Raw genomic sequence first — 22,635 nt, 5'->3', positions numbered from 1 at the left:
ACCTTTCCAGCTACTCTGCACCGGGCCTGCAGGCCCGGTTAAAGGTGACTTAAGTGACCAGAATTACCTCAAAAGTAAACCCTCGCTCTGAGGACTTCCAAAAAAACGCTGCTGCCATGCAGGCCGTAGTTGATGATCTGCAAAGCAAAGTACAGAAAATAAAACTCGGTGGCGGTGAAGCGTTGATTGCGCGCCATACCTCACGCGGTAAGCTGTTTGTACGCGATCGTATTCAAAAGTTACTCGACCCGGGCTCGCCATTTTTAGAAATTGGTCAGTTTGCCGGTTGGGAATGTTATGAAGATTATGTACCCAGCGCCGGCGTGGTAGCCGGTATCGGCCGTGTCAGTGGCGTTGAGTGTATGATTGTTGCCAACGACGCCACGGTAAAAGGCGGCACCTACTACCCGCTGACGGTGAAAAAACACTTACGCGCCCAGGAGATTGCCGAGCGCTGCCACCTGCCGTGTATTTATCTGGTCGACTCAGGCGGCGCTAACCTGCCCCGTCAGGATGAAGTATTCCCGGATAAGCTGCACTTTGGCCGCATTTTCTTTAACCAGGCCAATATGTCTGCCAAAGGCATCCCACAAATTGCCGTGGTAATGGGCCTGTGTACTGCCGGTGGCGCCTATGTACCCGCGATGGCCGATGAGAGCATTATTGTTAAAGAGCAAGGCACGATCTTCCTGGCCGGCCCGCCGCTGGTAAAAGCCGCAACCGGTGAAGAAGTTTCCGCAGAAGAGCTCGGTGGTGCTGATGTACACTGCAAAATCTCAGGTGTGGCCGATCACTATGCGTTAAATGACGAGCATGCGCTGCAACTGGCCCGCAATGCGGTATCACGCTTAAACCGCCCTGCCCCAGAGCAAATGGATATTAAACCGGCGCAAGAGCCACTGTACGATGCCAAAGAGCTGTACGGTATTGTTGGCACCGATTTGCGCAAGCCGTTCGATGTAAAAGAAGTGATTGCCCGCATTGTCGATGGCTCTGACTTTGATGAGTTTAAACAATACTATGGTGCCACCCTGGTGTGTGGTTTTGCGCGCATTTTCGGCTACCCGGTAGGTATCGTCGCCAATAACGGGATCTTATTCTCTGAATCGGCACAAAAAGGTGCACACTTTATTGAGCTGTGTGCCCAGCGCAAAATACCCCTGCTGTTCCTGCAAAACATCACCGGCTTTATGGTCGGTAAAAAGTATGAAGCCGAAGGTATCGCCAAGCACGGCGCGAAAATGGTGATGGCAGTAAGCTGTGCCAAAGTGCCGAAGTTCACGGTATTAATCGGTGGCAGCTACGGCGCCGGTAACTACGGTATGTGTGGCCGCGCTTATGACCCGACCATGATGTGGATGTGGCCAAACGCGCGTATTTCGGTAATGGGTGGCGAACAAGCTGCTGGCGTAATGGCGCAGGTGACCAAAGACGGTTTAGCCCGTAAAGGTGAGACACTGTCAACGGATGCCGAAGCCGCCTTGAAGAAGCCAATTATTGAGCAGTATGAAAAACAGGGCCATCCGTACTATGCCAGTGGCCGCTTGTGGGACGACGGTATCATCGACCCGGCGCAAACCCGAATGACAGTCGGCCTGGCCTTAGCGGCCGCGCTTAATGCACCGATTGAAGAGAGCCGTTTTGGCGTGTTTAGGATGTGATGCCACTATGATGCAGACAATCGCAATCACTCCGTACAACTTTGTCAGAACACGCCGTGAATACATCCCTGTAGGCTCGTGTTTTTCGTCCCTGAAAAACACGGTTCTGAGCAAAGTGCACTGCGCGCTTGCTGCAACGGATATCAAGCGGGTGCGGATGTGATTTTTTCGGCGACCGTTGGAGGCCATGGATGGCCGGAATCGAGCCCCATGGACGGTTTATGGCGTGTCGCAGAAAAAACTTCACGCAGCAACCGCGATTTCGAAGAAATGCAGTCTCAAGTTGCATTAATACTTTCGGAGAACATATGACCCAGGTTTACACAGAAGTCAGTATCGACCCACGTGGCGTAGCCACACTTACACTAAATCGCCCCGAAGTGCACAACGCTTTCGACGATGCGATGATTGCTGAACTTATTGCCGTGCTGCGCGATCTAGCCAACAACGACAATGTTCGGGTGTTAGTACTGACCAGCAATGGCAAAAACTTCTCTGCTGGCGCTGACTTAAAATGGATGCGCTCGATGGCGCAGAAAAACTATCAGCAAAATCTCAATGACGCCGCTGAACTGGCGACCTTAATGCACCGGTTAGATAAATTCCCTAAACCCACTATTGCGCTTATTAAAGGCGCCGCTTTTGGTGGTGCGCTGGGTTTAGTCGCTTGTTGCGATATCGCCATCGCCGAAGAAAATGCCAGTTTCTGTTTAAGCGAAGTGCGTATTGGCCTTATTCCAGCGGTTATTAGCCCCTATGTTATGCGCGCTATTGGCGAACGTGAAAGCCGGCGTTATTTCCTAACGGCCGAGCGTTTTATGGCGCCAAAAGCCAAACAGCTCGGTTTACTGCATGAAGTAGTCACCGAAGGCGAAATGAGCGATGTGGCCGAAACGCTGATCAACACCATGCTGCAAAACAGCCCCGCTGCTATGACTGCCGCTAAGTCACTTATTCATAATATTTATAACCGTAAGATCAGCAACAACGTAATCGCTCATACCGAGCAGGCAATTGCTGAAATTCGGGTATCGCCAGAAGGTCAGGAAGGCTTAACCGCTTTCTTAGAAAAACGTAAACCCGCCTGGCTTGGCAAGGAAGACGCATAATGTTTCGTAAAATACTGATCGCCAACCGCGGTGAAATTGCCTGCCGCGTTATCGACACTGCACACAAACTGGGCATTCGCTGCGTTGCGGTATTCTCAGAAGCCGATGCCAATGCCCGCCATGTGCGCATGGCCGATGAGGCCTATTTATTGGGCCCGGCACCGAGCAAAGACTCCTACTTACGTGCAGATAAAATCATTGCTATCGCCAAACAAAGTGGCACTGAGGCCATTCACCCAGGTTATGGTTTTTTATCTGAAAACGAAGATTTTGCCAAAGCCTGTTATGAAGCCGGCGTTGTGTTTATTGGCCCACCGGTAGGCGCTATTACCGCTATGGGCTCAAAAAGTGCCGCCAAAGAGATTATGGCCAAAGCCGGCGTGCCGCTGGTACCGGGCTATCATGGTGACGATCAAAGCGATGCACTGCTAAGCAAAGAGTCAGCGCGCATCGGCTACCCGCAGCTGTTAAAAGCCGCCTACGGTGGTGGTGGTAAAGGCATGCGCGTGGTGTGGAAAGCCGAAGAGTTTCCCGACGCCTTAGCCAGTGCGCGGCGTGAAGCCAAAGCCGGTTTTGGTAACGACAAGATGCTGATTGAGCGCTATCTGACCAAACCGCGCCATGTTGAAATTCAGGTGTTTGCCGATAACCATGGTAATGCCGTATACCTGGCCGAACGCGATTGCTCAATACAGCGCCGCCACCAGAAAGTGATTGAAGAAGCGCCAGCGCCGAACTTTAGCAGCGAGCAGCGTAAAGCTATGGGTGAAGCAGCGGTAAAAGCGGCCAAAGCCATTGATTACCGTGGCGCCGGTACCGTCGAGTTTTTATTCGACGAAGACGGCTCTTTCTACTTTATGGAGATGAACACCCGCCTGCAGGTAGAGCACCCGGTTACCGAGATGATTACCGGTCAGGATTTGGTGAAATGGCAGCTGTTAGTCGCTGCCGGTGAAAAGCTTCCGCTAGCGCAGGAGGATATTCAGCTTGATGGCCACGCTATTGAAGTGCGGGTTTATGCTGAAGATCCGGACAACGACTTCCTGCCGCAAACCGGTAAGCTGACGTATTTACGCCAGCCTGAAGCCAACCGTCATGTGCGCGTTGATACCGGCGTGGTTGAAAACGATGAAGTATCTCCCTTCTATGACCCGATGATTGCTAAGTTAATCGTCTGGGATGAAAGCCGTGATCGCGCTATTGCCCGCATGCTACGCGCACTGGATGATTACCGCATTGCCGGCGTGACCACAAACCTGGGCTTTTTAACCAGCCTGACCGAGCACCCGGCATTTAAAGCCGCCGAGCTTGATACCAACTTTATTAATAAGCATCAGCAAAGCTTATTTGCTCCGGCCAATAAAGAAGATAATCAGGCACTGGTGCTCGCCACGCTTTTCATACTTGAAAAGCAAAAAGCGCCGCAAACCTCGTGTAACAGCTTCAGCCCCTGGCAGTTTAGCCATGGCTGGCGTGTAAATGAAACGCCAACAGTGGACATTTGCCTGAAACACGGCGATAGCAGCACCACTTTAAAAGTGCAGCAGCAACAGCAACATTATGTGGTGGATGTTGCCGGTCAGCGGCTTTGCTGCCAGGCCGAGCTTAACGGTGATGAGCTAAGCGCTGTGCTCGGCGATCACCGAACCAAGGTGCGGGTAAGCCAATATCAGGACACCATCAGCGTGTTTATTAAGCATCAGCGCTACGACTTTATCTACCAGACTGAAGTTGCTACCGAAGTAGAAGGCGGCGAGCACGCCGGTAGTTTAACCGCGCCGATGAACGGCACTATCGTTGCCGTTATGGCTAATGCCGGTAGCACGGTAAAAGCCGGTGATACATTGGTGATCATGGAAGCGATGAAAATGGAATACAGCATTAAAGCGCCTAAAAACGGTGTGGTGAATGAAGTGTTTTATAGCGCTGGCGATCTGGTAAAAGATGGTGCTGAGCTGGTTGATTTTAGCCCGGAGGAAGCATGAGTTTGCCCAAGCAAGTGCGTATCGTTGAAGTGGGCCCGCGCGATGGCCTGCAAAACGAACAAAGCGTTAGCACAGCCGATAAAATCACGCTGATCAATATGCTCACTGATGCCGGCCACAGCTACATTGAAAGTGGCGCCTTTGTTTCTCCCAAGTGGGTACCGCAAATGGCTGACTCGGCTGAAGTGTTTGCCGGTATTAGCCGCAAAGCGGGTATCACCTGCGCTGCACTTACACCTAATCTGAAAGGCTATGAAGCCGCTAAAGCCGCCGGTGCTAATGAAGTGGCGATTTTCGGTGCCGCCTCTGAAGCGTTCAGCCAGAAAAACATTAACTGCTCAATCAGCGAAAGCTTAGAGCGTTTCGCCCCAGTGATGGAAGCAGCCAAAGCCGATGGCATTAAAGTGCGCGGCTATGTGTCCTGTGTGGTTGGTTGTCCTTACCAAGGTGATGTGGCGCCATCAGAAGTTGCAAGGGTGGCTAAAGCGCTGCTGGATATGGGCTGCTACGAAATTTCGCTGGGCGATACCATAGGTGTTGGCACGCCGGATAAAGTCAATGCCATGCTCGATGCGGCGCTTGCTGTAGTACCCGTAGATAAGCTGGCCGTGCATTTTCACGACACTTACGGCCAGGCGTTAACCAATATTTACGTCGCGCTAGGCCGCGGCATTGCGGTTATCGATAGTGCAGTTGCAGGACTGGGTGGCTGCCCGTATGCAGCGGGTGCGTCAGGCAATGTTGCCACTGAAGATGTGGTGTATTTACTAAACGGGCTTGGCATTTCACACGGTATCGATTTAACTGCGCTGGCCAGAGCCGGCTGGTTTATTACCGACAAGCTCGGCAAGCAACCTAGTTCTAAAGTAGGATTGGCGCTAAAGGCCAAGTGCACGCAAACTAACCGTTAAAAAAGCGCGTAGAGGATTTCAAATGGCAGGGTTTAATAAAGTCGTACATTCGTACGAAGACGCCATGGCAGGCCTGCAAGACGGTATGACCGTTATTGCCGGAGGCTTTGGCTTATGCGGCATACCTGAGGGATTAATTGCTCAGATCAAGAAAATGAAAACCAAGGATCTCACCGTGGTATCGAACAACTGCGGCGTTGATGGTTTTGGTTTGGGTATTTTGCTCGAAGATAAGCAAATTAAGAAAATGATTGCCTCTTACGTGGGTGAAAACGCGCTGTTTGAGAAGCAATTATTAAACGGCGAGCTGGAAGTGGAATTAACACCACAGGGCACGCTGGCAGAAAAAATGCGCGCTGGCGGTGCTGGCATACCGGCGTTTTTCACTGCGACCGGTTACGGTACACCTGTGGCTGAAGGTAAAGAAACCCGTGAAATTAAAGGCCGTAACTACGTGCTGGAAGAGTCTATCACCGGTGATTTTGCCATAGTGCGCGCCTGGAAAGCCGACCGCTACGGTAACCTGATGTTTCGCCATACCTCTATGAACTTCAACCCAATGGCGGCAACCGCCGGTAAAATTACCGTGGCGGAAGTGGAAGAAATTGTTGAACCGGGCGAGCTGGAACCATCACAAATTCATACGCCAGGTATTTATGTGCAGCGCGTGATCAAAGGCAACTTTGAAAAACGCATTGAACGTCGTATGGTCCGTCAAGGTTAAGGGGGCAACAATGGCTTTATCTCGTGAACAAGTTGCCATGCGCGTGGCGCAAGAGCTACAAGACGGCTACTACGTAAACTTAGGTATCGGTATCCCTACGCTGGTAGCGAACTATGTGCCTAAAGGCATGGAAGTGATGCTGCAATCCGAAAACGGCTTGCTGGGCATGGGCCCCTACCCGACGGAAGATGAAATCGATGCCGATATGATTAATGCCGGCAAAGAAACCGTTACGGCTATTAAAGGCGCGGCAATTTTCAACTCAGCTGAAAGCTTTGCCATGATCCGCGGCGGCCATGTTGATTTAACTGTATTAGGCGCTTTTGAAGTCGACCAAAACGGTAACATTGCCAGCTGGATGATCCCGGGCAAACTGGTAAAAGGCATGGGCGGCGCGATGGACTTGGTCGCTGGTGCGCAGAATATCGTAGTAACCATGACGCATGCCGATAAATACGGCAACAGCAAGCTGTTAACCGACTGCACTTTGCCGCTGACTGGCGTGGGCTGCGTAAAGAAAATCGTTACCGACTTAGCGGTACTGGAAGTGCGTAATGGCGCTTTCCAACTGCTGGAGCGGGCTCCGGGTATTTCTGTTGAAGAAATTCAGCAGAAAACTGCAGGTAAACTGGTTATTGAAGGTAACGTGCCAGAGATGACGTTTAACTAAGTTGCCACTTTAATCATATAAGAGCGCTAAGATTGAAATGATCTTGACGCTCTTTTTTTGACCACCAAGCAATCACATGATAACCTCAACAAATATCAACTGATATTGGATACATCATGACGGCCTTAGTTCGCGAGTTTACCCCTACACCTGATACCGCACCTAATCTGTGGCAACGGCTAGGTATTGCTGAGCGAGGGCCTAAATTGTATCAGGCACTACATGAAGGGTTTAGCTATAGCGTATTTGATAAGCTGTCTTTAGTATCAATGCTTGATAAAAAGCAGTTAGCACAGGTTTGCCAGTTAGCTCCCGCTACGCTGGCCAGGCGGGCAAAATTGGGTAAATTTACCCAGGAAGAAAGCGACAGGCTGCATCGTTTTGCTACTGTTCTGGTTGCCGCTAATACGTTATTCGATACAGACATGGCTGCAACTAAACGTTGGCTCACGGAGCCGGTGTATGGTCTTGGCGATAAAGCCCCATTGGACATGCTGGCGACCTCGGCCGAGACACAGGCGATATTAGATTTAATCGGCCGTTTAGAGCACGGTGTATTTGCCTGATGCATGTGTATCGCTTAGTGCATCACAAATGGGCTGCACAAGCATTTGACGGTGAAGGCGCAAAGCTGTTCGGCGGACGCTGGAACAGCAAAGGTCAATTGTGTGTTTACACTGCCGGGTCTGAAGCCCTCGCGATACTGGAAGTGCTGGTACATCTAAATAATCGCACAGCACTTAAACAATACCGGCTATTTCAATTAACGCTTACCACAGACGACATATTGTCTCTTAGTCACACCAACCTGCCGGCTAACTGGCGACAGCAACCAGCCAGCATCGACACTGCCCGCATCGGTGACGACTGGCTGGCGCAGCAGGCCAGCCTGGCCTTAGCAGTGCCAAGTGTAATAGCACCGCGTGAACAAAATATCCTGCTCAATCCAGCTCATGACGCCTATCAAGTTTGTATCAGCTCAGCGACAGAATTGGATTTTCTACCCGATCCGCGCTTAACGCTTTAACCGCGCCAGTAAGCTTGACGTATCCCAGCGGCCACCGCCCATCTGCTGTACTTCGCTGTAAAACTGATCAACCAGCGCTGTCAGTGGCAAATGACTACCATTTTGTCGTGCTTCATTAAGCGCTATGCCTAAATCTTTGCGCATCCAGTCGACCGCAAAACCAAAATCGTATTTACCATCGAGCATCGTTAGCGAACGGTTTTGCATCTGCCAGGATGACGCCGCGCCTTGCGAAATCACTTCTACCACGGCCGCGCCATCAAGCCCGGCGTTTTGGGCAAAGTTAAGCGCTTCAGCCAGGCCTTGCACCACGCCGGCGATACAAATCTGGTTCACCATCTTCGCTAATTGACCACTGCCTGCAGGCCCGAGCAATTTCGCACAGCGGGCGAAGCACATAATGGCAGCTTCCGCTTTGGCCATATCAACCTGCTCGCCACCGATCATCACCGTTAATACGCCATTTTCAGCACCAGCCTGGCCACCGGATACCGGTGCATCTAAAAAGCCTACGCCTTTTTCTGCTGCCGCGGCGGCAAGTTCGCGTGCTAACTCTGCTGACGCCGTCGTGTGATCAATCAGTACACTGCCTGCAGCCATAGCACCTAACACGCCATGCTCGCCGTATACTACAGAACGCACATCGTTATCATTACCGACACACATAAACACCAGTTCAGCCCCCTGTGCGGCTGCATTAGGTGTTGCTGCCCAGCTGCCACCATACTGTGCGGCCCATTTTTCTGCTTTGGCTGTGGTACGGTTATAAACAGTAACCTGATAACCTTTTTGCTGCAGGTAACCTGCCATCGGGTATCCCATAACGCCAAGGCCAATAAACGCGACTTTGCTATTACTATTAATTGACATATTAATGACTTAAAACTGTGACATACTGTGGCGCAAAGCTTACAAAGATATTCGCCTGATTGAAAGCAATTAAAGAAGGGATCAGCATGGCCAATGTTCACCAGTACAAAGTAAAGAACGCACAGGGCAATGATTTAGATTTAAGCCAGTATCGCGGTAAAGTGTTGTTGATTGTCAACACCGCCAGTCAGTGTGGCTTTACACCGCAATACAAAGAACTGGAAGAACTGCACCAGAAATATCACGACAAAGGTTTGGTGATACTGGCCTTCCCCTGTAACCAGTTTGGTGGTCAGGAACCGGGATCTGACAGCGATATTCAGCAGTTTTGTGAGCTCAACTATGGCGTAAGCTTCCCGGTGATGGCCAAACTGATGGTTAATGGCCCGGATGCGTCACCGCTGTTTGAACATCTTAAAGACAGCGCCCGTGGTTTAATGAAAACCCGCGCTATCAAATGGAATTTTACCAAATTTCTGGTTAATAAAGATGGCGATGTCGTAAAACGTTATGCACCGCGCACTAAGCCTTCTGCCATTGCCAGCTCGATAGAAGACTTACTCTAACTTTGATCCAGCGCTAAATATTACCCATATTTTTACACTAAGCTATACGGCAACAATATGGGAGACCTATCATGAAAGTTGCCGTATTCAGCGCAAAAAAATATGACTGTGACGGTTTTACACAGTGGGCCGACAGCAGCCTGCAATTTAGCTATCATGACTGCCGCCTGACCAAATCCAGCGTGAAGCTGGCTGCAGGCTGTCATGCCGTCTGTGTATTTGTAAATGACGAACTTAATGCAGAAGTGCTGCAACAATTATCTGAGCTAGGCATCGAAATGGTGGCACTAAGGTGTGCCGGCTTTAATAATGTTGACTTAAGCACGGCCAAAACACTGGGTATCCGCGTTGCACGGGTGCCGGCTTATTCACCTGAAGCCGTTGCAGAACATACCGTTGGTATGATGCTGTGTTTAAACCGCAAACTGCATAAAGCCTATAACAGAGTGCGGGACGACAACTTCGCGCTTGATGGCCTGTTGGGGTTTAATTTATTTGGCAAAACGGTAGGCCTTGTTGGGACAGGAAGAATTGGGCTGGCCACCGCCCGTATTTTACATGGGTTTGGTTGCCAACTGTTGTGCCACGACCTGGTTCAGGCAGAGGAAATACAGCGCCTGGGCGGGCGCTATGTTTCATTAGCAGAGCTTTATGCCCAAAGTGATATTATCAGCCTGCACTGCCCGCTGACCCCCGATACAAAACATCTGATCAACCATTACAGCATCGGCAGCATGAAAGGCGGTGTCATGCTGATAAACACCAGTCGTGGCGCCCTGGTTGATAGCAAAGCAATTATTGACGGCTTAAAAAGCCGGAAAATTGGCTATCTGGGCCTTGATGTGTACGAACAGGAAGCTGACCTGTTTTTTGAAAACCTGTCCGAGCAAATGATTGATGATGAGGTTTTTAAACGCCTGCTGACGTTCCCTAATGTATTGATTACAGGCCACCAGGCGTTTTTTACCAGAGAAGCGTTACAGGAAATTTGTCAGATCACCAGTGACAATTTACTGGCATTTGCCAGTAATACCGAAACCGGTAACGAACTGGTTAATTAACATTGCACTGATAACGCTATTCAGCCAGAGCTACTTACGCGGCTCTGGCTGATGACAGACTGGTATTAAAAGGTATAAACCAGCGACGCCGATGTTTCAGTATCGGTTTTACGTAAGTCGCCTTCAGGCCTGGAGTTATAGCGCACAACAAAATTAAAGCGCATTGACAATTTATCGACTATTTTCGCAGTAATGCTGCTACGGCTGAGCAATGTCGAGTTTTCCCCGCCAAGCGAGGTAGAACTCTCCAGCGTCTGGCGGAAACTGGTAGTGTCAAACAATGCATAATCCAGATTAGCCGCCACAAACCATATTGGGCCACTGTTATTATTACCTGAAGCACTTTGCTGATGCGAAAAACCCGGCCCCGTCTCTAAATCCAGATAGCTGGTCAGCTTTTCGTACAACCGGTTACCATAACCGACCGCCAATGCCGCTTGCTCACGAAAAGCACCAAACTTGTCATGTGCATAGGTTGCGCGGCCAAAGATCGATTCACGGCCTTTCACGAGTTTATAGTTACTCTGTCCGGTAAAGCTGTAGCGGCTTGCTGTTGTCACCTGATCTTTTTCACCGGTGTCACTGTTAGTCACATTATTTTTTTGCAGCAGGCTTTGCAACTGGTAACGATTTCGGAAATATTCCAGATCGTGCACCAGTTCACTGTTCGCCCGGATAGCAAAGGAATCTGTATTACCTGAAGTAAACAGGAAGCCCAGTTCTACGTCACCTGTTACCGTGCCAAAAAAGCCTATCGGCTGTAATGGCTCTTCGCTGGTGGGTAAACTATCTGTTTCTGCAGCTTGCACCCCATACAAGCCAAGCATCAGTGCCAAGCTGACGCTTTTTAAGAAAACATGCATTATGTCGCTGTATCACTCCCTTAACTGAAACTCACCCATGAGTAGTGGTTTATCCGCTTTTATTATTTCGTCTTCCGTGACACTTGTATTTTATCAGCCCCGGTTACACAGCCCAGTAAACCGGACTGAGTAATCGGGGCATTGGCCGAAACTATGTTATTTTCCGGCCACTGTTTATTCTGCTGAGCGCTGCTGAACAAAGCTGATAGCAGCAGCCAAGCGTTCAAGGCTTCTGCTTTTACCCACCAGGGCTAAAGTGATATCCAGCGCCGGAGAGTTACCACCGCCAGTTACAGCAACCCGCAACGGCATCCCTATTTTACCCATGCCTACGCCTAATGCTTCAGCCGTGGCATTGATCACCTGATGAATGCTTTCCTGTGTCCAGTCGTTCAGCTCTGCCAGTTTGGCTGAAACTGCCTGTAAAGGTTCCAGCGCAACCGGGCGTAAATGTTTTTTCGCCGCATCCGCATCAAACTCTGCAAAGTCTTCATAAAAGTAGCGACTTACTGCGACCATTTCTTTAAGTGTCTTAACCCGCTCTGCCTGCGCTTTTACCAGTTCTGTCAGCGCCGGGCCATTACTGGTATCTAACTGCTGATCAGTAAGATGCCAGGCTAACTGTGCAGCAACCTGTTCTGCTGGTAGCGTTTTCATATAATGTTGGTTTAACCAAATCAGCTTGTCGGTGTTGAACGCCGAAGGCGCGCGGTTACATGCTGATAAGTCGAACAGTTGCACCAGCTCATCTTTAGAGAAAATTTCCTGGTCACCATGTGACCAGCCCAGACGAACCAGATAGTTCAGTAGCGCCTCAGGCAGGAAGCCATTGTCACGATACTGCATCACGCCAACCGCGCCATGGCGTTTTGATAACCGTTTACCGTCATCACCTAAAATCATTGGCACATGGGCATATTTAGGAATATCAGCACCCAGCGCAGCCAGGATATTCATCTGCCGTGGCGTATTATTAACATGGTCATCACCGCGGATCACGTGGGTGATACCCATCTTCCAATCGTCCACCACCACCGTCAGGTTGTAAGTCGGGGTACCGTCGCTGCGCGCAATGATCAAATCATCAAGCTCACTGTTAGCAATTTCGATTTTGCCCTTGATCAAATCATCAATGACCACGGTACCGGTTTGTGGATTTTTAAAACGGATAACAAAAGGCTTATCTGTCGGGTGATCTGTGCGATCACGCCACATACCGTTGTAACGGGGTTTCTCACCTGCTGCCATTTGCGCTTCGCGCATCGCGTCTACTTCTTCTACTGTACAGAAGCACTTATAAGCTTTACCTTCAGCCAACAGCTGCGCCACAACCTCTTTATACAGGTCAAAACGCTTGGTTTGATAATACGGGCCTTCATCGTAATCCAGGCCTAACCAGTTCATACCCTCTAAAATGGCATCAACCGATTCCTGCGTTGAACGCTCTAAATCAGTGTCTTCAATCCGCAGAATGAACTTTCCACCATTTTTTCTGGCATATAACCAGCTAAATAACGCGGTGCGGGCACCGCCAACATGCAGATAGCCAGTTGGGCTTGGTGCAAAACGGGTAACAAGAGACATACTTTATCCATCACAGTGTAATAATGAGCGGTATTGTAACAATGCCCCGCACAGGATGCACCCGCTAAGGCAGGCAGTTCAGTACAGTTTTCTGTTTACGCAGCGCATAATGTTTACTTTTGCAGCAAGCAAACCGTATTTACCAAAATAATGTTGACAGCTAAATCGTGCTCCCTATAATGAGCGCCATCAACCGGCATGGATTGTTAGCTCAGCTGGGAGAGCACCGCCCTTACAAGGCGGGGGTCACTGGTTCGAACCCAGTACAATCCACCATCACCTCGCTCAAAACGTGTGTGAAGCCAAAATTTGATACTCCCATGGATTGTTAGCTCAGCTGGGAGAGCACCGCCCTTACAAGGCGGGGGTCACTGGTTCGAACCCAGTACAATCCACCATCACTTCGCTCAAAACGTGTGTGATGCCCAAATTTGATATTCCCATGGATTGTTAGCTCAGCTGGGAGAGCACCGCCCTTACAAGGCGGGGGTCACTGGTTCGAACCCAGTACAATCCACCATTTACCTTCATTACAAAACAAACCAAAAACAGGCCATAAGCAAAGCTCTATCCACTCTCTTATAAGACACCGTTGACGCTGACTCAAACACGCCACAATCCGTTTGCGCTATATTTCGCTGTTATATAATGTTAAAAACTTGCTATAGTGAAGCCAGACTTAAAGCTAGCGGATCTGATATTGCTTTATGGAGCCAGATGTAAAACGCGACGAGCGTATCCTTATTATTGACGATCAAAGTCTGAGCCAGAGCTATCTGCGCTATGCCCTGGAACAATTGGGATATCACAATATCAGTTATGCCGACCGGGCGCAGACCGCGTTAAACCTGTGTAAACAAAATAACTACGAGCTCATCATCTGCGCTTATAATTTGCCAAAAGGCAAAGACGGCTACCAGCTGTTTGAGGAGCTAAAAGCCACAGGCCTACATAAACTCAGTTGCGGGCTGATTTTTATCAGCGCGGAGACCGAGCCGGCTCTGGTACACAGTGTACTGGAGCTACAGCCCGATGAATTCCTAGCCAAACCTTATGTTATCCGCGATCTACAGCAACGTATCGAACGCGTACTCAGGCGTAAACAACAATTGCGGCCGGTATATGAACAACTTGAACATCAACAGTATAACGCAGCGCTGAATCTGCTAAACCAGCAGCTGACACAAGCTGAACTGCACAAATTATTCCCGTTATTTCTCAAGCTAAAAGGCGACATTCTGTTATTACAGCAAAAATATACAGAAGCGCTGACGTTTTTTAACGCTATGCTACAAATTCAGCCGTTTGGCTGGGCCAGAATAGGCAAGGTGCGCTGCTTATTGCATATTAATGATGAAACTCACGCTTTTGCCGAATTAGAGTTGATGTTGGCCCGTACCGAAACCCGGCTGTTCGCGCTTGATTGTTTAAGTGAGCTGGAGTTTCGCCAGCAGCATTATCAGCTGGCACAACAACATATTCTGGCAGCAGCAGATATTGCGCCACGCAACTTATTGCGTCAGCAAAAATTATTGCAGTTGTCGCGCCTAAACCATGATTACGAAATGCAATACCGGGCCGCGCGGGACATGGTGAAGTTTGCCCGCCACTCTATGCATGAACAACCTGATCTGTATTTTAATCTGGCCCGCGCCAGTATTGATTTTGCGCTTAGCAGCGAAGACAGCGAACAGCAAAGCCGGCTAAACCGCCAGGCAACCTTATCACTGAACACAGTGCAGCGGCAGTTTGGCCAGCAAAATCTGAGCGAAGCACAGCAGGTTTTGCAAGCCAGATTGTTATATCTACAGGATCACCGCGATAAAGCCCGTCAACTGCTGGCAGAGTTGAGTGAACAAAACGAGATCGATTCGCTTGAAGATGCACTGGATAAAGCTAAGGCGCTGCACGAAGTGGGGCTGAGTGATGCCTCAAGAAACCTGTTTAACCGCATCAGTCACTACTGCCGTCAACAACAACCTGAACCGGCTTTAGCTGCCTATCTGATGCAGGAGCAACAAGAACGCTCTGCAATGGCGCATGGCCCACGTGAGCTAAACAACAATGCGGTACGCTTATACCAGCACGGCAACTGGCAGGAAGCCTTCTCTGCATTTTCACTGGCCTGGCAGGTGATGCCAAAAAATGCCGGCATTGCGCTGAATTTATGGCAAACGTTGCTTACATCACCCCGCCCCTTATGCTCCGCCCTGCAGCGGCAACAACTGCTGCAACAATGTCAGCAGCTGATTGAAAGCAGTAAACTGAAAACCGATCAATTACAACGCTATGAACAGTTAAAACAGAAGCACCTGAGCAAGCTGGCTTAAGCCGGCTCTTGTGGGGTATTCCCCTGTTCAGGCCACTCTGAAAATACCGCTTTTAATGTGCGGGAGCACAGCAACCAGAAACAGCCTGCAGCCAGTAACAAAGGTGTCAGAATGCGCCAGGGCGCATCCAGCATCACCTGCTGTGGCAAATGCATTATACTCAGCACTAAATCAATACAGGCAACGCTCAGCAAGATGCTGCGACCAAAGCGCCAGATATGCCGCCAGCCTTTACGGCCTTTGGGTTTACGCTGGCTTTGTGCAGCAACCAGCAATAATAGTGGCGCAGCGACCAGGCAAGCGACAATAAAATCATGTTGTTTGGGGTAAAACCAGCTGAGCATATCGCGCTGCGCCTGCGGTAACGTCAGCACCATTACCCAGCAAATGTAAGGTCGTAGCAGCAAAACAAGCAGCCAGTAGAACCGGAGCGGCACCTTATGCAAGCCATAGTCATCCAGCACCGGCCAAAGTGGTGTTTTACTCATAATTGCCGCTTACGCTGCGCCAGCATACCCAGCACGATAAAAATCCCCAGGCTCAGCCAAGGCAGCCAAAGGTTACTAAGCTTCGCTAGCTGCCCCGCCACCAGAGGCGTCAGAAAAATCGTCAGTGCACCATAACCAAACGCACACAGCAGAATAAAAATGCCGGTACGCCAGACAAAATGCAGCGCCGCCGTTTGCCTGCGCACAAGCCGGTTTAAATCATCACCAAATACAACCAGACAGGTCGCTACCATAGCCAGTGCGATATCGCGCACATATGGTCTGAATAACGCGCCCCAATCCAGCAACAGCTGATACAAAAAATCCGGCATTTACATCACTCCGTACTGCGAAAACAGATCCAGCATCTGCTGCTCATTCCATACCGGCACATTTAATTCTGTCGCCTTAGCCAGTTTGGAGCCGGCATTATCGCCAGCTATAACAGCATGAGTCTTATTGGAAACCGAGCCTGACACCTTGGCGCCTAACCGCTGCAGTTTCATTTTGGCGTCATCCCGCCCCATACTGGTCAGTGTGCCGGTCAGCACTATTGTCTGGCCCGCCAGCGGCTGTTCAGTGTCTGCTTGTTGCTCGATTACCGGCCAGCTGATCCCGGCCGCCAGTAACGCAGTTATAACCTGCTGATTATGTGGTTCTGCAAAGAAACTGTGCAGATGTTCCGCCACCACTGTGCCAACATCCGCCACCTGCAGCAGTTGCTCGATTGACGCCTGCTGTAGCTTATCCAGGCTGGCAAAATGGTTGGCCAGATTAAGCGCGGTCGCCTCGCCCACTTCGCGGATCCCCAGAGCATAGATAAAGCGCGCCAAGGTTGTCGTTTTTGACTGTTCTATCGCCGACAACAGCTTAAGCGCAGATTTTTCGGCCATCCGCTCAAGCCCAACCAGGGCCGCCATATCGAGTTGATAAATATCAGCTGGCGTTTTTACCAGCTGCTGGTTAACCAACTGTTCAACCAGCTTATCGCCCAGACCATCGATATCGATGGCTTTGCGTGACACAAAGTGTTTTATCGACTCTTTTAATTGTGCCGGGCAAAATAACCCGCCACTGCAGCGGGCAACGGCCTCGCCACTTACCCGCTCTACCGCCGAGCCACAAACCGGGCAGCTGTCAGGAAAAACAATATTGTGACTATCGTCAGGCCGTTGCTCCAGCACCACGGAAACAATCTGCGGAATAACATCTCCGGCGCGGCGCACGATAACTTTGTCACCAATTTTAATACCGAGCCGGTCAATCTCGTCCTGATTGTGCAGCGTAGCGTTACTGACCGTCACACCGCCGACAACAACCGGCTCCAGCCGTGCCACCGGCGTGATGGCGCCAGTGCGGCCCACCTGAAATTCCACATCAAGCAAGGTGGTTAGCATTTCCTGCGCCGGAAACTTAAAGGCAATGGCCCAGCGTGGTGCCCGTGCCACAAAGCCCAGCGCCTGCTGCTGGGCCAGGTCAGACACTTTTATCACCACACCATCTATCTCATACGCCAAAGCAGCGCGGCGCGATAAAATATCCTGATAATAATTAAGCGCTGCCTGAGCGCCTGTCACCAGACGGATCTCCGGGCACACCGGTAACCCCCACTCTTTCAATTGCATTAGCCGTTGGTAGTGGCTTTGGTTATTCAATACAGCATCTGCATCTTCTACGGCGCCAACAGCATAGGCATAAAACATCAGTGGCCGCTGCGCACTGATTTTCGGGTCCAGCTGACGCAGGCTACCAGCGGCGGCATTACGTGGGTTAGCAAATACCTTTTCGCCCGCTGCCCGGGCTTTATCATTCATCGCCGCAAAGCCTGCCAGCGGCATAAACACTTCACCACGCACTTCAAGCACGGCTGGCACTTTGTCGCCTTGCAGCCTTAAAGGCACTGCCCGGATGGTTTTTACATTCGCAGTGATGTCTTCACCGGTGTAACCGTCACCACGTGTTGCCGCCTGCACCAACAGACCATTTTCATAACGGATGCTGACAGCCAGCCCATCGAGCTTTGGCTCACAGCAAAAACTGAATTCAGTGCTGCTATCCAGCCTGTCGGCCATACGCTTACAAAATGCCTGAAACTCATCTGTATCAAAAGCATTGTCCAGCGATAACATCGGAATAGTATGAGTAACCTGGCCAAATTTACTTAATGGCGCTGCGCCTACCCGCTGCGTCGGCGAGTCCGGGGTAATAAGCCCGGGATCTTGTGCTTCAAGCTGCTGTAGCTGGCGGTAAAGGCTGTCGTATTCGGCGTCTGGTACGGTCGGGTTGTCCAGCACATAGTATTGATAACTGTATTGCTCCAGCTGCTGTCTGAGCTTTTGCACCTGTTGTAATAAAGACTGACTCATATGGTAATGACCCGAAAAAATAATGCACAGAGTTTGCCATAACAAAAACGGCAGGACTACCGCCTGCCGTTTTGTCTGTTGACTATTTCACCGTTAACCGTGGATCAGCTGCTGGCGCTGAAACTCGCGGATTTTGTCGACGTAATGACGCACCGTTTGCACCGTTAACACACTACGCTGACCATCCAGCACCTGACCACCGAATTCTTCTGCCAGCTTCTTAGCTGCGTTGTGCATCAGGTTAAAATTCTGCAGCGGTTCACCCGGGCCTGGTAACGTCATAAATAAACTCACACCACGTGTGGCCAGTTTATCAATGTTTTCCAAATCAAAAGTACCGGGGTTAAACATATTTGCCAGGCTGAACAATACCGCGCCAGAGCCGGCGCTGTCGGTATGGCGGTGGAAAATATCCATGTCACCGTACTTAAAGCCCAGTGTCAGCAATGCGGACAACAGATCCGGGCCTTTCATTTCTTTGCTTTCCGGCAACAACACATACAGGATCAACACTTCTGACGGCTCTTCAGCTGCAACATCGGCATCTGGCTCAGCGTCAGGCACTTCGCTATCAAATACTGTTTCGGGCACCTCATCATCAGCCAAAGCAGAAAAATTCAGTTCCGGCTCTTTTGGCTCATCAAACGGCAACTCAGTTTGCACCTCTGCTGACGGTTGCTTTGTCATCGGCCCGGTGCGGCTCACCGCGCCACCCGCAGACTCACTGCGGCGCATCGGCTCTGCTTTAGACGGTGCTGCGCCGGCAGAGCTGTCCTGATTGCCACGTTTGACTACCCTTACCGGACCAACGCCTAGCTCGTCGAAGCCTTCGGTTTTGTCCTGTTCATCCTTTGCCGGCTCGTCGTAATAGCGGTGCCGGGGTTGGCCTGCGTTTTTACGCACTGTCCACAAGCCATGCAACAACAAGCCACCCAGAACCAGGGCACCGATAATAATAAAAATCAAACGTAATTCGTCAGCCATAAGGTTACCTTTAATTAAGAGGCTGCTGCCATTTTTACAGCATCATCCACATCAACAGCCACTACGCGCGACACGCCTGGTTCTTGCATCGTCACACCCATTAACTGTGCTGCCATTTCCATGGCAATTTTATTGTGGCTAATATAAATAAATTGTACGGTTTCCGACATTTCCCGCACCAGATTACAAAAACGCCCTACGTTGGCATCATCCAGCGGCGCATCTACTTCATCCAACATACAAAATGGTGCCGGATTAAGCCGGAAAATAGAAAACACCAATGATAAAGCGGTTAGGGCTTTTTCACCACCCGATAATAAATGTATTGTACTGTTTTTTTTACCAGGCGGTTGCGCCATGATAGTGACCCCGGTTTCCAGTAAGTCATCTTCGGTTAAATCCAGATAGGCTCTGCCACCACCAAAGACTTTCGGAAACAAGGTTTTCAGACCATCGTTAACCTGCTCAAAGGTGTCTTTAAATTTCTGCCGGGTTTCTTTATCAATTTTGCGGATCGCTGTTTCCAATGTATCCATCGCCGCCATCAAATCGTCGTTCTGCGCATCCAGATACTGTTTGCGTTCAGACTGCTGCTCATATTCTTCAATTGCCGCCAGGTTTATCGGGCCTAAACGCGCTACTGCATCGGTGGTTTTGTCCAGTTGCTGCTGCCACACGGCTTCATCAGCATCGGCTGGCAGCTCTGCCAGCACGTCTTTCATATTGGCCTGCTGTTCGCGCAGCAACTCCATCATGTTATTGGCCCGCACGCGATACCCTTCGGCATCCAGCTGGATATCGGCCAGCTCGGCGCGCTTTTTGTTCAGTAGCTGCATAATGCCCTGCTGTCCTTGCTCCAGCTGGCGTATTTGTTGCTCAACCCCGGCTAACGCATCCTGCTGACTGATCATTTGCTGCTCGGCGTCGTCGCGTTCAAGCAGGCTCTGCTGCAATTGTTCCTGCAGTATCAGTTCGGCGTCATCATCCGGCTGCAATTTCTCATCCAGCTGGCTCAGTTGCTCCTGCAGCTGTTGTTGCTGCGTTTTGGCGCGTGTCAAACTTAACTGCAATGCACTGAGCTGCTGCTCTGATACTTTTTGCTGCATCAGCAGCTGTTGTTGCTGCTGACGTTTTTGTTCAAACTGCGCGCGTAGCTGCTGTAGTTGCTGCTGTGCACTGCCACTGTTTTGCTGCAGCTGGTGCTGCTGAGCGTCGTGTTCAAGCAGTTGTTCAGCGCTTATTTCCTGCGCTACCTGCAACTGTTCAATACTCTCTTCCAGTTGCGCCTGCTTCAGCAGCAGTTGCTGCTGCTCAGCATCCAGCTTCTGCGCCAGCCTCTGCCCTTGTTGCAGCTCCTGTTGCGCCAGCAGTAAATTAGTTTGCTGCTGCTGATGTTGTTTTTCCGCCTGCAGCAGTTGCTCCGAAGTTTGTTGCAGCACAGCCTTACCCTGCTGCAGCAGCGATGTCTGCTCAGATAAGCTTGTTTCAATCTGTTGCAAATGAGCAATAGCATCAGCTATTTCGCCACTGAGCTGTTGCAGCCGTTCGGCCCGCAATAAATAGCTGTCGCTTTGGCTGGTACCTGCCAGCAATGCCCAGTTGGTGCCAAGCCAATAACCTTGCTGGCAAATCAGTGACTGCCCCTGCTGTAACTGTGTCTGGCGCCTGGCTGCGTCAGCAACACTGTCTGAGAGAAAAATATGATTAAAACTATCAGGGTACACCCCTGCCACGATCACCGCAGCCAGGGTGCCGGGTGCAGCTGCTTGCTGGTTTGTCATTACCACTGTTTTGGGCTCTTCAGGCAACCCTGCAGCGACAACAGCGTGCTGTAATTGCCCCAGCACCATAGCTACCGCCGTAGCCCAACCAGGTTTTACCTTTAGCTGTTGCAATAACTGCTGCTGTTCAGTATCGCGCTGCGCTTGTTGCTGTTGCAGTGTGCTTTGTTCCCGCTGCAGCATTTGCACGTCATTGCCGGCAGTTAACTGCTGCGCTTGCAGTTGCCTGCAATGCTGTTCTTGCTGGTGCACATCAGTTTGCGCTTTAGTCTGTGCAGCAATATATTGCTGCAACAGTTGCGCGCTGCGCGCCTGCTCTGCGTCTAATTCAGCAATGCGCTGTTGCAGTGGTGCCAGCGACAGCGCAGCAATATCATCTGTGATCTGCTGTTGTTGTTGCTGTAACTGACTATATTGCTGCTGCTGATTTTGCAATTGTAACTGCTGCTGTTGCTGTTGTTGCTGCAAGCGAAAGTGTTGCTGCTGCCAGTGCTGAAATGCTTGCTGCTGCGCCAGTTGTTCATCTTCAAGCAATTGCAGCTGCTCATTGAGTACATCAAGCTGCCCGGCTAATAATTCCTGCTGAGGCTCGTCCAGCAGCAGTTGCTGTTCAAGCTCGCTGTATTGTGCTTGCTCGGTGGCAATAAATTCTTCAACCTGCTGCAGGCTATGGCGGCTTTGCTGCATCTGTGCGTTTAATGTTTGCTGTTGCTGGCGCTGATGCAGAATTTGTTGTTCGAGACGGCTGATGGTAGCGCCTAACTGGTAAAACTGGCTTTGCGTTTTTTCCAGTTGCTGCCGGCCATCCTGCGCCTGTTGCTTTAATTCCAGCAATACCCGCTGATCGCCCAGCTCCTGCGACTGATATTTTTCCAGTTCGGTTTGTTGTTGCTGCAACTGCTGTTCTAATGCGTTAAACCGGTTACTGTAATACAACCATTTAATGGTGGTCAGCTCAGCCTTTAGCTTACGCTCTTGCGCTTTTAATTCTTTGTAACGCTGGGCGGCTGTCGCCTGGCGTTTTAGCTTATCGATATTTTTGCCAAGTTCGTCCCGCACATCAGACAACCGGTCCAGGTTTTCCCGGGTATGTTTAATGCGGTTTTCCGTCTCGCGCCGGCGTTCTTTGTATTTTGAGATACCTGCAGCTTCTTCGATAAACACTCTGAGTTCCTGTGGTTTGGACTCAATAAGCCGTGAAATCATGCCCTGCTCGATAATGGCATAACTGCGCGGCCCAAGCCCGGTACCAAGGAAAATGTCGGTAATATCGCGACGGCGGCATTTGCTGCCATTGAGGAAATAGTTGGACTGGGCATCGCGGGTGACAATACGCTTGATCGAAATTTCACTACGATCGGCAAGCCCACCTGCCAAGCGGCCTTCGGTGTTCTCAAATACCAGCTCTACCGATGCCTGTGACACCGGCTTACGCTGCGCCGAGCCGTTAAAAATAACATCGGTCATCGCATCGCCGCGCAGGTTTTTGGCCGAGCTTTCACCCAACACCCAGCGCACCGCATCGATGACATTGGATTTGCCACAGCCATTTGGGCCGACCACCGCCGTCATCTGCTGCGGAAACGGCACACTGGTGCTGTCGACAAAAGACTTAAAGCCGGACAGTTTTATCTGTTTTAAGCGCATCGGGGCGG

19 protein-coding genes and 3 tRNA genes are annotated in these 22,635 nt (G+C 50.5%); 14 read left to right on the top strand and 8 right to left on the bottom strand.

Features of this window, described 5'->3' with window-relative positions; all coding sequences use genetic code 11:
- Nucleotides 1–53: 53 nt before the first annotated feature.
- The 8 genes from AC5SV9_RS17355 to AC5SV9_RS17320 all read left to right on the top strand — a co-directional run bounded on the left by AC5SV9_RS17355 (nucleotide 54) and on the right by AC5SV9_RS17320 (nucleotide 8,087).
- Complete coding sequence (locus tag AC5SV9_RS17355; RefSeq protein ID WP_475148900.1) at nucleotides 54–1,661, top strand: carboxyl transferase domain-containing protein; 1,608 nt, start codon at nucleotides 54–56, stop codon at nucleotides 1,659–1,661.
- A 308-nt stretch (nucleotides 1,662–1,969) separates the two neighbouring features.
- Complete coding sequence (locus AC5SV9_RS17350) at nucleotides 1,970–2,770, top strand: enoyl-CoA hydratase/isomerase family protein (protein WP_475148898.1); 801 nt, start codon at nucleotides 1,970–1,972, stop codon at nucleotides 2,768–2,770.
- The gene (locus AC5SV9_RS17345; RefSeq protein WP_475148895.1) at nucleotides 2,770–4,755 is read left to right on the top strand and encodes an acetyl/propionyl/methylcrotonyl-CoA carboxylase subunit alpha; all 1,986 of its coding nucleotides are present in this window, start codon (nucleotides 2,770–2,772) and stop codon (nucleotides 4,753–4,755) included. The genes AC5SV9_RS17350 and AC5SV9_RS17345 overlap by 1 nt, the downstream gene beginning before the upstream one ends.
- Nucleotides 4,752–5,666, top strand: a complete 915-nt coding sequence (locus tag AC5SV9_RS17340; protein WP_475148893.1) for a hydroxymethylglutaryl-CoA lyase — start codon at nucleotides 4,752–4,754, stop codon at nucleotides 5,664–5,666. Before AC5SV9_RS17345 ends, AC5SV9_RS17340 begins: the two co-directional genes overlap by 4 nt.
- Before the next feature lie 22 nt (nucleotides 5,667–5,688).
- A complete protein-coding gene (locus tag AC5SV9_RS17335; RefSeq protein WP_226766841.1) occupies nucleotides 5,689–6,390 on the top strand; it encodes a CoA transferase subunit A in 702 nt (233 codons plus the stop codon).
- Nucleotides 6,391–6,400: 10 nt separating this feature from the next.
- Complete coding sequence (locus AC5SV9_RS17330; RefSeq protein WP_475148890.1) at nucleotides 6,401–7,060, top strand: CoA transferase subunit B; 660 nt, start codon at nucleotides 6,401–6,403, stop codon at nucleotides 7,058–7,060.
- Nucleotides 7,061–7,176: 116 nt separating this feature from the next.
- A complete protein-coding gene (parS, locus tag AC5SV9_RS17325; protein WP_230819003.1) occupies nucleotides 7,177–7,626 on the top strand; it encodes a type II RES/Xre toxin-antitoxin system antitoxin in 450 nt (149 codons plus the stop codon).
- A complete protein-coding gene (locus tag AC5SV9_RS17320; RefSeq protein WP_230819002.1) occupies nucleotides 7,626–8,087 on the top strand; it encodes an RES family NAD+ phosphorylase in 462 nt (153 codons plus the stop codon). Before parS ends, AC5SV9_RS17320 begins: the two co-directional genes overlap by 1 nt.
- Here AC5SV9_RS17320 and AC5SV9_RS17315 read toward each other — a convergent pair.
- Entirely contained in the window at nucleotides 8,076–8,957 is an 882-nt protein-coding gene (locus AC5SV9_RS17315) for an NAD(P)-dependent oxidoreductase (RefSeq protein WP_273021112.1), read from the bottom strand. The two genes, AC5SV9_RS17320 and AC5SV9_RS17315, sit on opposite strands and share 12 nt — an antisense overlap.
- Nucleotides 8,958–9,043: 86 nt before the next feature.
- Here AC5SV9_RS17315 and AC5SV9_RS17310 point away from each other — a divergent pair, with 86 nt between their 5' ends.
- Together AC5SV9_RS17310 and AC5SV9_RS17305 are read left to right on the top strand one after the other, a co-directional pair.
- Nucleotides 9,044–9,523: a glutathione peroxidase gene (locus AC5SV9_RS17310; RefSeq protein WP_230819264.1), complete on the top strand. Its 480-nt coding sequence runs from the start codon at nucleotides 9,044–9,046 to the stop codon at nucleotides 9,521–9,523.
- Nucleotides 9,524–9,594: 71 nt separating this feature from the next.
- A complete protein-coding gene (locus AC5SV9_RS17305; protein WP_475148888.1) occupies nucleotides 9,595–10,584 on the top strand; it encodes a 2-hydroxyacid dehydrogenase in 990 nt (329 codons plus the stop codon).
- Nucleotides 10,585–10,649: 65 nt separating this feature from the next.
- Here the strand turns inward: AC5SV9_RS17305 and AC5SV9_RS17300 are convergent, their stop codons facing one another.
- Both AC5SV9_RS17300 and gltX read right to left on the bottom strand, forming a co-directional pair.
- Entirely contained in the window at nucleotides 10,650–11,447 is a 798-nt protein-coding gene (locus AC5SV9_RS17300; protein WP_230818999.1) for a DUF481 domain-containing protein, read from the bottom strand.
- Between the two features lie 174 nt (nucleotides 11,448–11,621).
- Nucleotides 11,622–13,031 carry a glutamate--tRNA ligase gene (gltX, locus tag AC5SV9_RS17295; protein ID WP_475148887.1) on the bottom strand — a complete coding sequence of 470 codons (1,410 nt, stop codon included), beginning with the start codon at nucleotides 13,029–13,031 and terminating at the stop codon, nucleotides 11,622–11,624.
- A gap of 200 nt (nucleotides 13,032–13,231) precedes the next feature.
- On the opposite strand from gltX, the gene AC5SV9_RS17290 reads away from it, so the two are divergent.
- The 4 genes from AC5SV9_RS17290 to AC5SV9_RS17275 all read left to right on the top strand — a co-directional run bounded on the left by AC5SV9_RS17290 (nucleotide 13,232) and on the right by AC5SV9_RS17275 (nucleotide 15,361).
- Nucleotides 13,232–13,307, top strand: a tRNA-Val gene (locus AC5SV9_RS17290).
- A 46-nt stretch (nucleotides 13,308–13,353) separates the two neighbouring features.
- Nucleotides 13,354–13,429, top strand: a tRNA-Val gene (locus AC5SV9_RS17285).
- Nucleotides 13,430–13,475: 46 nt separating this feature from the next.
- Nucleotides 13,476–13,551, top strand: a tRNA-Val gene (locus AC5SV9_RS17280).
- Nucleotides 13,552–13,738: 187 nt separating this feature from the next.
- Nucleotides 13,739–15,361, top strand: coding sequence for a response regulator (locus AC5SV9_RS17275; RefSeq protein ID WP_475148886.1), 1,623 nt, complete (start codon nucleotides 13,739–13,741; stop codon nucleotides 15,359–15,361).
- Here AC5SV9_RS17275 and AC5SV9_RS17270 read toward each other — a convergent pair.
- From AC5SV9_RS17270 to AC5SV9_RS17250, 5 genes are all read right to left on the bottom strand, one after another.
- Nucleotides 15,358–15,849: a DUF2919 family protein gene (locus AC5SV9_RS17270; protein WP_475148884.1), complete on the bottom strand. Its 492-nt coding sequence runs from the start codon at nucleotides 15,847–15,849 to the stop codon at nucleotides 15,358–15,360. The genes AC5SV9_RS17275 and AC5SV9_RS17270 overlap by 4 nt on opposite strands.
- On the bottom strand, nucleotides 15,846–16,181 hold the full coding sequence (locus tag AC5SV9_RS17265; protein WP_134055976.1) for a DUF3392 domain-containing protein: 336 nt from the start codon (nucleotides 16,179–16,181) through the stop codon (nucleotides 15,846–15,848). Before AC5SV9_RS17265 ends, AC5SV9_RS17270 begins: the two co-directional genes overlap by 4 nt.
- Nucleotides 16,182–18,215, bottom strand: coding sequence for an NAD-dependent DNA ligase LigA (ligA, locus tag AC5SV9_RS17260; RefSeq protein WP_475148882.1), 2,034 nt, complete (start codon nucleotides 18,213–18,215; stop codon nucleotides 16,182–16,184). It lies immediately after the preceding gene.
- A gap of 93 nt (nucleotides 18,216–18,308) precedes the next feature.
- Complete coding sequence (zipA, locus tag AC5SV9_RS17255) at nucleotides 18,309–19,199, bottom strand: cell division protein ZipA (protein WP_475148879.1); 891 nt, start codon at nucleotides 19,197–19,199, stop codon at nucleotides 18,309–18,311.
- A gap of 14 nt (nucleotides 19,200–19,213) precedes the next feature.
- The gene (locus AC5SV9_RS17250) at nucleotides 19,214–22,627 is read right to left on the bottom strand and encodes an AAA family ATPase (protein ID WP_475148878.1); all 3,414 of its coding nucleotides are present in this window, start codon (nucleotides 22,625–22,627) and stop codon (nucleotides 19,214–19,216) included.
- Between the last annotated feature and the right edge of the window lie 8 nt (nucleotides 22,628–22,635).

It is taken from the genome of Rheinheimera sp. ATLC3 (assembly GCF_059429535.1).
The sequence above is the reverse complement of the archived record's forward strand: the minus strand, read 5'-3'. Positions and strand labels throughout refer to the sequence as shown.

Bases quoted from the DNA above. Each gene is read 5' to 3' on its own strand.
- AC5SV9_RS17345 (WP_475148895.1), top strand. From the start codon at position 2,770: ATGTTTCGTAAAATACTGATCGCCAACCGCGGTGAAATTGCCTGCCGC.
- parS (WP_230819003.1), top strand. From the start codon at position 7,177: ATGACGGCCTTAGTTCGCGAGTTTACCCCTACACCTGATACCGCACCT.
- AC5SV9_RS17320 (WP_230819002.1), top strand. From the start codon at position 7,626: ATGCATGTGTATCGCTTAGTGCATCACAAATGGGCTGCACAAGCATTT.
- AC5SV9_RS17300 (WP_230818999.1), bottom strand. From the start codon at position 11,447: ATGCATGTTTTCTTAAAAAGCGTCAGCTTGGCACTGATGCTTGGCTTG.
- AC5SV9_RS17350 (WP_475148898.1), top strand. From the start codon at position 1,970: ATGACCCAGGTTTACACAGAAGTCAGTATCGACCCACGTGGCGTAGCC.
- AC5SV9_RS17330 (WP_475148890.1), top strand. From the start codon at position 6,401: ATGGCTTTATCTCGTGAACAAGTTGCCATGCGCGTGGCGCAAGAGCTA.
- ligA (WP_475148882.1), bottom strand. From the start codon at position 18,215: ATGAGTCAGTCTTTATTACAACAGGTGCAAAAGCTCAGACAGCAGCTG.
- AC5SV9_RS17305 (WP_475148888.1), top strand. From the start codon at position 9,595: ATGAAAGTTGCCGTATTCAGCGCAAAAAAATATGACTGTGACGGTTTT.
- AC5SV9_RS17265 (WP_134055976.1), bottom strand. From the start codon at position 16,181: ATGCCGGATTTTTTGTATCAGCTGTTGCTGGATTGGGGCGCGTTATTC.
- gltX (WP_475148887.1), bottom strand. From the start codon at position 13,031: ATGTCTCTTGTTACCCGTTTTGCACCAAGCCCAACTGGCTATCTGCAT.
- AC5SV9_RS17250 (WP_475148878.1), bottom strand. From the start codon at position 22,627: ATGCGCTTAAAACAGATAAAACTGTCCGGCTTTAAGTCTTTTGTCGAC.
- AC5SV9_RS17315 (WP_273021112.1), bottom strand. From the start codon at position 8,957: ATGTCAATTAATAGTAATAGCAAAGTCGCGTTTATTGGCCTTGGCGTT.
- AC5SV9_RS17335 (WP_226766841.1), top strand. From the start codon at position 5,689: ATGGCAGGGTTTAATAAAGTCGTACATTCGTACGAAGACGCCATGGCA.
- AC5SV9_RS17270 (WP_475148884.1), bottom strand. From the start codon at position 15,849: ATGAGTAAAACACCACTTTGGCCGGTGCTGGATGACTATGGCTTGCAT.
- AC5SV9_RS17340 (WP_475148893.1), top strand. From the start codon at position 4,752: ATGAGTTTGCCCAAGCAAGTGCGTATCGTTGAAGTGGGCCCGCGCGAT.
- AC5SV9_RS17275 (WP_475148886.1), top strand. From the start codon at position 13,739: ATGGAGCCAGATGTAAAACGCGACGAGCGTATCCTTATTATTGACGAT.
- zipA (WP_475148879.1), bottom strand. From the start codon at position 19,199: ATGGCTGACGAATTACGTTTGATTTTTATTATTATCGGTGCCCTGGTT.
- AC5SV9_RS17310 (WP_230819264.1), top strand. From the start codon at position 9,044: ATGGCCAATGTTCACCAGTACAAAGTAAAGAACGCACAGGGCAATGAT.